Below are 836 nucleotides of genomic sequence, written 5' to 3'. Positions count from 1 at the left end.
CTGAAACGTCGAAACGTGGCAGTCGTCGTTCGGACATCGGAACTCGGCCTGCGAGTCCCGCCGACCGATACGGTGGCACGAGTGACACGTCTGCGAGGTGTACGCCGGATTCACGTACTCGACCGGGATGCCTGCTTCCGTCGCCTTGTCCTCGATGCGCTCTTGCAGTCGGGCGAACGCCCACGAGTGAAGCCGACGGTTCATGTACTTCCCGTAGTCGAGACGCTCACGGATGTACGTCAAGTCCTCCATCACCAACACGGGATTCTCGTACTGCTTTGCGTACTCGACGGCTTGCCGAGACGCTTTCTCCACGATGTCGGTGAGCGCGTTCTGGTAGTGCGAGAAACGGTCTTCGATACGCCACTCGGATGCGTCACGCTCTTGGAGTCGTTTCAGGGTCGTGTGCATCTCTTTGCGGAGATGCTTCGCTCTGCTCCCGCTACACACGAACGGGTCAGTCGGAGAACCATCCTTGAGGGCACAGCCCGTGATAAGGGCGGTTTCTCCGATGTCTAAACCGATGTGCGTGGCGTCACCGTTTGTCGCTGGTTCTTCAACCGGGTACTCGACGGTGACGTGCAGTACCCAGTTCTTCCGGTGCTGTTGAAGCCGTATTTCGCCCGCCTTCGCGCCCTCCGATACGAGGTCGTGCCAGAGGTCTTCCTGTTCAGGATTGATTTGGAGCGGTATCCAGAAGTTCGTTCCCCGACCGGGACGCGGAACCCACCACGTGAACGCGTAGTCGCGCTCGTCGGAGTGGTCGAACTTCGCGGCTTGGTTCGTGAGCCGTATCGGGTGGCCGTCGTCCAACTCCTTCGCGTTGTACGTCTTGC

At 59.7% G+C, this 836-nt stretch carries 1 protein-coding gene; it reads right to left on the bottom strand.

The window, feature by feature from the left end:
• A partial coding sequence (locus ACFQEU_RS16915) for an RNA-guided endonuclease TnpB family protein (protein ID WP_379784034.1) occupies positions 1-836 on the bottom strand: 836 nt, incomplete at both ends.

This window comes from Halorubrum tibetense (assembly GCF_042661865.1).
Classification (GTDB): Archaea; Halobacteriota; Halobacteria; order Halobacteriales; family Haloferacaceae; genus Halorubrum; species Halorubrum tibetense.
This window is presented reverse-complemented; position numbering and strand designations above follow the sequence as displayed.